This window comes from Aestuariivita sp. (genome assembly GCF_021404545.1).
Taxonomy (GTDB): domain Bacteria; phylum Pseudomonadota; class Alphaproteobacteria; order Rhodobacterales; family Rhodobacteraceae; genus Aestuariivita.
Genome location: NZ_JAAWWD010000035.1, coordinates 123,769 through 133,260 on the forward strand (window position 1 = coordinate 123,769; position 9,492 = coordinate 133,260).

Here is a 9,492-nt window from a genome sequence, read left to right on the forward strand (position 1 = left end):
TCGGGGACAGACCGTCTCGCATCGCCGGGCTGACCGGAGTTTCGACTGACATCGTGCCGCCGCGGCAAGAGAGCGCTATGTCAAAGGGCTGAAGATCCCCTCTCACCTCGCGCTGCGCTGAGTTCGCGGGCGCGGGTCGGATGGAGAATACGTCACCAAGATCGGCTGTTCGCGACGGGGTGGACGTGAGTTCCGCGTTATCCCACAGGCTTGGTGTGTTTGAGCGAGGATTTGCCCGGTCGGCACGTGCCAAAGCCGCGATCTCTGACTGTTTTGGCGCCGGTTGCCCAGAAGGGGTGCAGGCTGGCCCAAGAGCGGGCAGTCGCAAGATCAAAAAGCCGTTCACCGGGCGCCGCTTTTTGATGAAGCCGATGCCGAGGGTTCTTGCGTGCCCCGGCCGGTTGCCTTTCTTGGGGGCGGCTGTTTGCCCGTGTCGATCTGCCGGAAAAACTCGTGCTCTTTGGCTGCATGACCGCTTTCCAAGGCCGCTAACACAACATATAGTGTGCCAAACCTGTTTCACCGCCCTCAAAGAGGCGGCACAAAGGGACGCGGGCATGGCGCATATCATTGTTGTGGGGAACGAAAAGGGCGGCGCGGGCAAGTCCACGGTGTCGATGCACGTGGCCAGTGCCTTGTCGCGGTTGGGGCACAAGGTCAGCTGTCTCGACCTCGATCTGCGCCAGCGCACGCTCAGCCGGTATATCGAGAACCGCCGCACGTTCATTCAGAAATCCGGGCTCGATCTGCCGCGGCTGGATTTTCATGACCTGCCCGAGATCGATGCCGCGACCCTGAAACCGGGCGAGAACATCTATGATCACCGCCTCTCGGCCGCCGTCGCGCGACTGGAGCCCGACAGCGATTTCATTCTGATCGATTGCCCCGGATCGCATACCCGCCTGAGCCAGGTGGCCCATTCACTGGCCGACACGCTGATCACGCCGCTGAATGACAGCTTTATCGATTTCGATCTTTTGGCGCGGATCGACTCGCGCGCCGAAAAGATACTGGGCCCGTCGGTCTATTCCGAAATGGTCTGGAACGCGCGTCAGTTGCGCGCCCAAGCCGGTCTGAAACCCATCGACTGGATCGTCATCCGCAATCGTCTGGGCACCCAGCGCATGGTTAACAAGGAAAAGATGGAACGCGCCATCGAGATGCTCTCGGCGCGTATCGGGTTCCGCACGGTCTCGGGCTTTTCCGAGCGGGTGATCTTCCGCGAGCTTTTTCCGCGCGGCCTTACCTTGCTTGATCTGCGCGATATCGGTGTCAAACAGCTCAATATCTCGAACGTCGCTGCCCGGCAGGAGTTGCGCGACATGATGAAAGGCCTGAACCTGCCGGGGGTCGAGGTCGACTTCTGAGCCTCACCACCGACCGTTCAGATCCGGAAAGGCCGACCGGACCAATGCGCGCGGAGTCCCCTGCGCGACCTGGCCTCAGATTTGTCGGCGCGCCAGTTGCACCAAAAGCCGTCTGAGCGTCTGCACTTCCGCCTTAGACATGCCAGAGGTCAACGCCGCATCATAGTCACAGGCCACCTGATGCAGCTCGCGATAGGCTCCTTGCCCTGCCGGTGTCAGCACCAGTATCTCAGATCGGCGATCACGATCGTCACGGACCCGCGTAAGCAACCGCCGATCCGCCAGTTTCTGCACCGCTCGGCTGATCTTGGTCTTGTGCATCCGGGCGCGCTGGGAAATCTGTTTCGCGGTCATCTCTCCGTAGATGCCCAGGTGAAACAGCACCCGCCATTCCGTGCGCAGCATCCCATAGCGGCGCTTGTAAACCTGCTGAAACGCGAGGCTGCTTTCCTCTGCGGCCTGGTTGAGCAGGTAAGGCAGGAAAAACTGTAGGTCGAAATCATCTTTTTCGGGCATGCGACAGGCCTCCTCCTTGTTAGTTACAAAAACAACTATTACCACCGCAACCAAATTAGGAGGAATCGCCCATGAATCGTCCCACAAGCCCCCACAATTTCGTCCAGGCCAGCTCACCCACCGGAACAACCGAAGGGTATATGCCCGGCTTTGGCAATGATTTCGAGACAGAAGCCCTGCCCGGCGCGCTGCCACAGGGCATGAACAGCCCGCAAAAATGTAACTATGGCCTTTACGGCGAACAGTTGACCGGCACTGCCTTTACCGCGCCCAGCCATCAGAACGAGCGGACCTGGTGTTACCGTATCCGGCCCTCGGTCAAGCACACGCACCGGTTCCAAAAGATCGACCTGCCCTACTGGAAATCGGCGCCGCATGTGGATCCTGACGTGATCTCACTGGGTCAGTATCGCTGGGATCCGGTGCCGCAGACCGACACGCCACTGACCTGGCTGACGGGCATGCGCACGATGACGACGGCGGGCGACGTGAACACACAGGTGGGTATGGCCAGCCACATCTATCTGGTGACGCAATCGATGGAAGATGCCTATTTCTTCTCGGCCGACAGTGAGCTTTTGATCGTCCCGCAGGAAGGGCGCCTGCGCTTTGCAACCGAGTTGGGCATCATCGATCTGGAGCCCAAGGAGATCGCGATCATCCCGCGCGGGCTGGTCTACCGGGTCGAGGTGCTGGAAGGGCCCGCACGCGGCTTTGTCTGCGAGAATTACGGACAGAAATTCGAGCTGCCCGGTCGCGGCCCCATCGGTGCCAACTGCATGGCAAACCGCCGGGACTTCAAAACACCTGTCGCCGCGTTCGAGGACCGCGACGCGCCCTCTAGCGTTACCGTCAAGTGGTGCGGTCAGTTCCACGAAACCAAGATTGGGCATTCGCCGCTTGACGTGGTGGCCTGGCACGGCAATTACGCACCGGTCAAGTACGATCTGCGCACCTATTGCCCGGTGGGTTCGATCCTCTTTGACCATCCCGATCCGTCGATTTTCACCGTGCTGACCGCCGCCTCCGGCGTGCCGGGCACCGCCAATATCGACTTTGTTCTGTTCCGCGAACGCTGGATGGTGATGGAGGATACGTTCCGTCCCCCCTGGTATCACAAGAACATCATGTCGGAACTGATGGGCAACATCTATGGCCAGTACGATGCCAAGCCACAGGGCTTTGTTCCGGGCGGCATGAGCCTGCACAACATGATGCTGCCGCATGGGCCGGACAAGAATGCCTTCGAGGGGGCCTCAAATGCCGATCTGCAACCCGACAAGCTCGACAATACCATGTCGTTCATGTTCGAGACGCGTTTTCCCCAACATCTGACCAGTTTTGCCGCAAATGAGGCGCCGTTACAGGATGATTACATCGACTGCTGGACGGATCTGGAGAAGAAGTTCGACGGAACGCCCGGCAAGAAGTAAGGTGTGCGGCGGGACAAGTCCCGCCCTACGTAGGGCGGGATTTATCCCGCCACCCCCGACAAAAGGAAATACGAATGCCCCTGATGAAAAGCTGGGTGACAAGCGCCAACGCGCAAGGCCATCCCTTTCCTCTCAACAACCTGCCCTACGGCGTCTTTTCAACCGAAGGCACCGATCCTCGCCCAGGCGTGGCCATCGGCGATATGATCCTCGACATGGAAGCCGCCGAGGCCGATGGGCTGATCACACTGGCCGACTACCCACTCTTTGACGTGCCGTTCTGGAACGAACTGATGGAGGAAGGCCCCGCTGTGTGGGCTGCCCTGCGCGCACGCTTGAACGCCCTTCTGGCCGAGGATGCGAGCGAGCGGGACAAGGTCGAGCCGCTCCTCGTCCCGATGGCCGAGGCCGAGCTGCACATGCCCTTCGCGGTCAGCGAGTTCACCGATTTCTACGCAGGCCGCCACCACGCCACAAATGTGGGAACCATGTTCCGGGGCGCCGAAAATGCGCTGCCGCCCAACTGGCTGCATATCCCCATCGGATATAATGGCCGCGCCTCTTCCGTCGTCGTCTCGGGCACCGAGATCCGCCGCCCCTGGGGCCAGCTCAAATCCCCCGATCAGGACCTGCCCGCCTTCCTGCCCTCGCGCCGGTTCGATCTGGAACTGGAGATGGGCGCGATTGTCGGCATGACCTCGGACGGGCCTGTCTCGGTAGAGGAGGCCGACGACATGATCTTTGGCTATGTCCTCTTGAATGACTGGTCGGCCCGCGACATCCAGGCCTGGGAGTACCAGCCGCTTGGGCCTTTCCAAGCCAAGGCCACTGCCACCTCGATCAGCCCCTGGATCGTCACCAAAGCAGCACTTGAGCCCTTCCGAGTGGACACGCCCGAGCGTCAGTTCGAGCTGCTCGACCACCTCAAGGACGCAGGGCCAATGCTCTATGACATCAAGCTCGCCGTCGATCTGGCCCCCGAAGGACAGCCCGCCACCACCATCGCACGCACCAATTACCGCGAGATGTATTATTCCTCGGCCCAGCAGCTGGCGCACCACTCGACCAGCGGCTGCCCGATGAATGTCGGCGATCTATTGGGCTCCGGCACCATCTCGGGGGCCACCAAGCCCGAACGCGGCTCGCTTCTGGAACTCAGCTGGGGCGGGAAAGAACCGCTGACGCTCGACACCGGAGAGGAACGCGCCTTTCTTGAGGATGGCGATACGCTGACGCTCAAGGGCTTTGCGGAGGGCGACGGCTATATCATCGGGTTCGGCGACTGCACCGGGCAGCTCTTGCCCGCGCTTGACGATCCCTACAAACGCTGAGGACACTGCGGCATGCCCCATATCGATCCGCTCAACCGATCCGACCTGCCCCAGTTCGAGGAGGCTTTCGCGCGCTATGACGCGATCCGGGGGTTTTTGCCCAACTCGATCCTGACCATGGGCCGCCGCCCCAATATCGCGGCGGCCTTCATGGAGCTGAACCAGGCGATCCTCTATGAAGGCACCGTGCCCGAAGCGCTGAAAATGATGGTCGCACTGATGACCTCGATGGCCACCGGGTGCCGCTATTGCCAGGGTCATATGGCCAATCTCAGCCATGTCTACGAGGTGCCGGACGACAAGATCAACGCGGTCTGGGACTGCGAAACCTCCCCCCTCTTTACCGACGCGGAACGTGCCGCGCTGGTGCTCGCGCGTGAAGCAGCGGGCGTGCCCAACACGGTTGACCCCGAACATTTTGACACGTTGAAGAAACACTTCACCGAGGCCGAGATCGTGGAAATCGTCGCCTCCATCGCGCTTTTTGGCTATCTCAATCGATGGAACGACACGATGGCCACGACAATGGAACCAAAACCCGCGCAGGTCGCCATTCAAGCCATGCCCGGCTGGGATGGCGGCAAACACGGGATGGAAGACACCGTCGCGCCCACATCCTAGGTGCGCTTTGCGCTTCTTCTCTTTTCAAATACGGAACACGCCAGCTGCTACCGGCACCAAGTTCAAAGGACAAAAGACATGGCCAAGGCCTTTGCCTCCCAGGGCGACATGACGGAAAAGACCATCACCTTCGACGAAATCGGCGCGGGTCTTTATGCCTTCACTGCCGAGGGCGACCCCAATTCCGGCGTGATCATCGGCGATGACAGTGTGATGATCGTCGAGGCGCAAGCGACCCCGCGTCTGGCGGGCAAGGTGATCGAAAAGGTGCGCGAGGTGACGGACAAACCGATCACCCATGTGGCGCTGACCCACTACCACGCCGTGCGCGTGCTGGGCGCCTCGGCCTTTGACGCCCCCCAAGTTATCATGTCCGACATGGCCCGCGGGATGGTCGTCGAACGCGGACAGGAAGACTGGGACAGCGAGTTTCAACGTTTCCCGCGCCTCTTCCAGGGCCACGAAAGCATCCCGGGCCTGACCTGGCCCACCACGACCTTCAGCGACACGATGACGGTCTATCTGGGCAATCGCCGCGTGGATCTGATGCATCTGGGCCGTGCCCATACCGCCGGAGACATTGTGATCCACGTCCCCGACCAGAACGTGATGTTCACCGGCGATATCGTCGAATACCACTCCGCCTGCTATTGCGGCGACGGGCATTTCGCCGATTGGGGCGATACGTTGGACGCGATCAAATGGTTCGACGTGGACGCCATAGCACCGGGTCGCGGCGACGCGCTTGTCGGCCAGGAGATGGTGAACAAGGCCATCGAAAACACCCGCGATTTCGTCGACAGCACCTACCGCCCCGCCGCCCGCGTCGCCGCCCGAGGCGGCAGCCTGAAAGAAGCCTGGGACGCCGTGCGCGAGGTCTGCGACCCGAAATTCGCAGATTACGCGATTTACGAGCATTGCCTGCCTTTCAACGTCGCGCGCGCCTATGACGAGGCGCGCGGCATCGACACACCGCGCATCTGGACCGCCCAGCGCGATATCGAAATGTGGGAGGCGTTGCAGGGGTGAACGCGCCCCTCGCATATCACCGCATGGCGCTCAACAACGCCTGGGCCAATGCCACGCTTTATGCGGCCCTGTCGGGTTTGGGGCAGAGGGCATTCAGAGCCCCCCGCCCGGGGTTCTTCCCTTCGCTGAAAGCGACGCTCAACCATATCCATATGGTCGATCTCTACTACCTGGACGCGCTTGAAGGCGGCGGTCTGGGCCGCACCGTCTTTGACGCGGCCGAGATTGATGACCCGAACGCGTTGGGCACGGCTCAAGCCGCAACCGATCTGCGTCTGGCGCGGATCTGCAAGGGCCTGACGGACGAGCGGCTGAGCGAAACCTGCATCACCGCGCGCGCCGACGGCCCGGTCGAGGAAAAGGTCGGGGCCGTCCTGCTGCATCTTTTTCAGCATCAGATCCACCATCGCGGCCAGGCCCATGTGCAGCTTCAGGAGGCCGGGATCGCTCCGCCTCAGCTGGATGATTTCTATCTCACCTATGGGCGCGTCCCCTCGGCGGCGGCCTATTGGTCATGAGCAAATACGGCCCCACCAAGGCGGATCTGAATTTCCGCCTCGCCTTTTCCATCGCAGGCCTTGCGATGATGGCGGGGGCCATTCTCTATCGTGGGATGCCGACCGGCCCCGCCATGTTCGAGGTGATCGGCATCTCCACCCTGTTTTTCGGTGGCACCATCCTCTGGACGATCCGCAAATTGATGAAGGGAGATTACTCCGATGGCTTATGATTACGCCCCTTACCCCTATGTTGCCCCGCCGGGGCTGAACGGCACCGAACCGCGCCACCCGGTGGTCATCGTCGGGGCCGGTCCCATCGGCCTTGCCATGGCCATCGATCTGGCGCAGCGCGGCATCAAATCGGTCGTGCTGGATGACAATAACGTCGTCTCTGTCGGCTCGCGGGCGATCTGCTGGGCCAAACGCACGCTTGAAATCTTCGACCGTCTCGGCGTGGGCGAACGGATGCTGGACAAGGGTGTGACCTGGAAGGTGGGCCGCCAGTTCCATGGAGAGCGACAGGTTTACTCCTTCGACCTTCTCCCCGAAGACGGGCACAAATATCCCGCCTTCATCAACCTTCAGCAGTATTACGTTGAAGAATACCTGATCGACCGCGCGCAGGACTTCCCCGACATGATCGACCTGCGGTTCAAGAACAAAGTCACCGATCACGCAGGCAAAGACGATCACGTGGTGCTCACTGTCGAGACGCCGGATGGCCCCTACACGCTGGAGGCCGATTGGCTGATCGCCTGCGACGGCGCAGGCTCGCCCACGCGGGAACGGATGGGCCTCGACTTCACCGGCCAGACCTTTCAGGAACAGTTCCTCATCGCCGATATCGAGATGGAGGACAGCCCCTTCGGCGATCAAGACGTGCCCGAACGCTGGTTCTGGTTCGATCCGCCCTTCCATCCGGGCAAATCGGCGCTGCTGCATATGCAGCCCGACAATATCTACCGCATCGATTTGCAACTGGATGTGGGTGCCGATGCCAAGACTGAGGCGACCGAGGAAAAGGTCCTGCCCCGGATCAAGGCCATCGTGGGCAACAAGCCGTTCAAACTGGATTGGATGAGCATCTATAAATTCCGTTGCATCAAGCTCGACCAATTCGTGCATGGCCGCGTGATCTTTGTCGGCGACAGCGCGCATGTGGTCTCGCCCTTTGGCGCACGCGGCGGCAATGGCGGCATTCAGGACGTGGACAATCTGGGCTGGAAACTGGCCGCGGTCCTCAACGGTCAGGCCCATACCGCCCTGATCGACACCTATCACGACGAACGCAGCCATGGCTCGGCCGAGAATATCCTCAACTCGGCGCGCGCCACCAATTTCATGACGCCCAAAACCCCGGTCGAGGCACTTTTCCGGGCCGAGGCGCTGCGCCTGGCCCATAACCAGCCCTTCGCGCAGAAACTGCTGAATTCGGGGCGTCTGTCGGTGCCCTGTTCACTCGAAGGGTTCGATCTGCAAACCCCCGGTACCGCAGCGCAGATCGCGCCGGGCCGCGCGGCAGTCGATGCGCCGCTTTCAGGTCCGCGCGGCGACACCTGGCTGATTGCCGAGGTGCAGGGCGCGTTCACACTGGTGGGTTTTGGCGATGTGATGCTGCCAGAGGTGCGGGGCGTCAATCGGATCGGCATCAACCAACGCGCCGATTACCCCTGTTTCACCGCAACGCACAATCACGCCATGCGCCGCTATGGGGCCGAGATGGCCTATCTCTTCCGCCCGGACGGCCATGTCTGTGCGGTCTTCAAATCGCCCACCATCGCGGATGTCGAGGCCGCGATGTCGCGTGCCATGGGACAGATCCCGGAGGATAGCCAATGACCATCTACCCCGACCGCCTCAGCCCCAATCAAGACGATGTGTATAACGCGCTGATGGCGGCCCATGAGGGCCTGAGCGAGGATGCCAGCCATGCGCTCAACGCGCGGCTGGTGCTGCTGATGGCCAATCAGATCGGCGATCCGGCAATCCTGATCGAGTTGATGCAAACCGCACAGAGCTACGCCGATGGCTGAGGTCACACTCTATGATTTCTGGCGCTCCTCGGCCAGCTATCGCTGCCGGATCGCGCTGAACCTGGCCGGGATAGACTACAGATCGGTTCCGGTCGACCTGCCCGGCAAGGCGCATAAATCGCCCGAACATCTGGCGCGCAACCCGCAAGGCTTCGTGCCGGTTCTCGATATCGACGGGCTGCGGCTCACGCAATCTCTGGCGATCCTCGATTATCTCGACCAGACCCGCGATCTGGGCCTTTTGCCCAAGGATCCGGCCGCACGCGCCCGGATGCAGGCGCTGGCCCATGCCATCGCGGTTGATATCCATCCGGTCTGTAACCTGCAGGTCGCGGCCTATGCGGTCCAGATCACAGGCCGCGAAGAGGCGCGCGCGGACTGGATGGTCCGCTTCATCCGCCCCGGCATGGTCGCGTTCGAGGCGTTGCTGAATGCCTATGAGCAGACCCCTTTCGCCTGCGGGGACACCCCCACACTGGTCGATATCTGCCTCATGCCGCAGGTCTATAACGCACGGCGCTGGGAGGCGGAGATCGCCGACTTGCCCCGCACCATGGCCGCCGTCACCGCCTGCGAGGCACACCCCGGCTTTCAGGCGGCCCATCCGGATCGACACCAACCCTGATCTTCTTCTCTTTCAAAATACCGGCGGGGGGGTTGGG

11 protein-coding genes are annotated in these 9,492 nt (G+C 61.4%); 10 read left to right on the forward strand and 1 reads right to left on the reverse strand.

The window, feature by feature from the left end:
- The first annotated feature begins 557 nt into the window (after nucleotides 1-557).
- Nucleotides 558-1,367, forward strand: coding sequence for a division plane positioning ATPase MipZ (locus HEP69_RS11440; RefSeq protein WP_290558659.1), 810 nt, complete (start codon nucleotides 558-560; stop codon nucleotides 1,365-1,367).
- 75 nt (nucleotides 1,368-1,442) lie between these two features.
- Here the strand turns inward: HEP69_RS11440 and HEP69_RS11445 are convergent, their stop codons facing one another.
- Nucleotides 1,443-1,883 carry a MarR family winged helix-turn-helix transcriptional regulator gene (locus HEP69_RS11445; RefSeq protein WP_290558660.1) on the reverse strand — a complete coding sequence of 147 codons (441 nt, stop codon included), beginning with the start codon at nucleotides 1,881-1,883 and terminating at the stop codon, nucleotides 1,443-1,445.
- A gap of 71 nt (nucleotides 1,884-1,954) precedes the next feature.
- Between HEP69_RS11445 and hmgA the strand changes: the two genes are divergently transcribed.
- From hmgA to maiA, 9 genes are all read left to right on the forward strand, one after another.
- Nucleotides 1,955-3,316 (forward strand): homogentisate 1,2-dioxygenase, encoded by a 1,362-nt coding sequence (gene hmgA / locus HEP69_RS11450; protein ID WP_290558661.1) that lies wholly within the window; start codon nucleotides 1,955-1,957, stop codon nucleotides 3,314-3,316.
- Between the two features lie 74 nt (nucleotides 3,317-3,390).
- A complete protein-coding gene (fahA, locus tag HEP69_RS11455) occupies nucleotides 3,391-4,647 on the forward strand; it encodes a fumarylacetoacetase (RefSeq protein WP_290558662.1) in 1,257 nt (418 codons plus the stop codon).
- 12 nt (nucleotides 4,648-4,659) lie between these two features.
- Nucleotides 4,660-5,268 carry a carboxymuconolactone decarboxylase family protein gene (locus HEP69_RS11460; protein WP_290558663.1) on the forward strand — a complete coding sequence of 203 codons (609 nt, stop codon included), beginning with the start codon at nucleotides 4,660-4,662 and terminating at the stop codon, nucleotides 5,266-5,268.
- A 78-nt stretch (nucleotides 5,269-5,346) separates the two neighbouring features.
- Nucleotides 5,347-6,297 carry an MBL fold metallo-hydrolase gene (locus HEP69_RS11465; protein WP_290558664.1) on the forward strand — a complete coding sequence of 317 codons (951 nt, stop codon included), beginning with the start codon at nucleotides 5,347-5,349 and terminating at the stop codon, nucleotides 6,295-6,297.
- Complete coding sequence (locus HEP69_RS11470; protein WP_290558665.1) at nucleotides 6,294-6,815, forward strand: DinB family protein; 522 nt, start codon at nucleotides 6,294-6,296, stop codon at nucleotides 6,813-6,815. The genes HEP69_RS11465 and HEP69_RS11470 overlap by 4 nt, the downstream gene beginning before the upstream one ends.
- Complete coding sequence (locus HEP69_RS11475; protein ID WP_290558666.1) at nucleotides 6,812-7,027, forward strand: hypothetical protein; 216 nt, start codon at nucleotides 6,812-6,814, stop codon at nucleotides 7,025-7,027. Before HEP69_RS11470 ends, HEP69_RS11475 begins: the two co-directional genes overlap by 4 nt.
- A complete protein-coding gene (locus HEP69_RS11480) occupies nucleotides 7,017-8,636 on the forward strand; it encodes an FAD-dependent oxidoreductase (RefSeq protein ID WP_290558667.1) in 1,620 nt (539 codons plus the stop codon). Before HEP69_RS11475 ends, HEP69_RS11480 begins: the two co-directional genes overlap by 11 nt.
- On the forward strand, nucleotides 8,633-8,830 hold the full coding sequence (locus HEP69_RS11485; RefSeq protein WP_290558668.1) for a DUF2783 domain-containing protein: 198 nt from the start codon (nucleotides 8,633-8,635) through the stop codon (nucleotides 8,828-8,830). The genes HEP69_RS11480 and HEP69_RS11485 overlap by 4 nt, the downstream gene beginning before the upstream one ends.
- A complete protein-coding gene (maiA, locus tag HEP69_RS11490) occupies nucleotides 8,823-9,455 on the forward strand; it encodes a maleylacetoacetate isomerase (RefSeq protein WP_290558669.1) in 633 nt (210 codons plus the stop codon). The genes HEP69_RS11485 and maiA overlap by 8 nt, the downstream gene beginning before the upstream one ends.
- The last annotated feature ends 37 nt before the right edge of the window (nucleotides 9,456-9,492 follow it).

Bases quoted from the DNA above. Each gene is read 5' to 3' on its own strand.
- HEP69_RS11475 (WP_290558666.1), top strand. From the start codon at position 6,812: ATGAGCAAATACGGCCCCACCAAGGCGGATCTGAATTTCCGCCTCGCC.
- HEP69_RS11445 (WP_290558660.1), bottom strand. From the start codon at position 1,883: ATGCCCGAAAAAGATGATTTCGACCTACAGTTTTTCCTGCCTTACCTG.
- HEP69_RS11480 (WP_290558667.1), top strand. From the start codon at position 7,017: ATGGCTTATGATTACGCCCCTTACCCCTATGTTGCCCCGCCGGGGCTG.
- hmgA (WP_290558661.1), top strand. From the start codon at position 1,955: ATGAATCGTCCCACAAGCCCCCACAATTTCGTCCAGGCCAGCTCACCC.
- HEP69_RS11485 (WP_290558668.1), top strand. From the start codon at position 8,633: ATGACCATCTACCCCGACCGCCTCAGCCCCAATCAAGACGATGTGTAT.
- maiA (WP_290558669.1), top strand. From the start codon at position 8,823: ATGGCTGAGGTCACACTCTATGATTTCTGGCGCTCCTCGGCCAGCTAT.
- HEP69_RS11465 (WP_290558664.1), top strand. From the start codon at position 5,347: ATGGCCAAGGCCTTTGCCTCCCAGGGCGACATGACGGAAAAGACCATC.
- HEP69_RS11440 (WP_290558659.1), top strand. From the start codon at position 558: ATGGCGCATATCATTGTTGTGGGGAACGAAAAGGGCGGCGCGGGCAAG.
- HEP69_RS11460 (WP_290558663.1), top strand. From the start codon at position 4,660: ATGCCCCATATCGATCCGCTCAACCGATCCGACCTGCCCCAGTTCGAG.
- fahA (WP_290558662.1), top strand. From the start codon at position 3,391: ATGCCCCTGATGAAAAGCTGGGTGACAAGCGCCAACGCGCAAGGCCAT.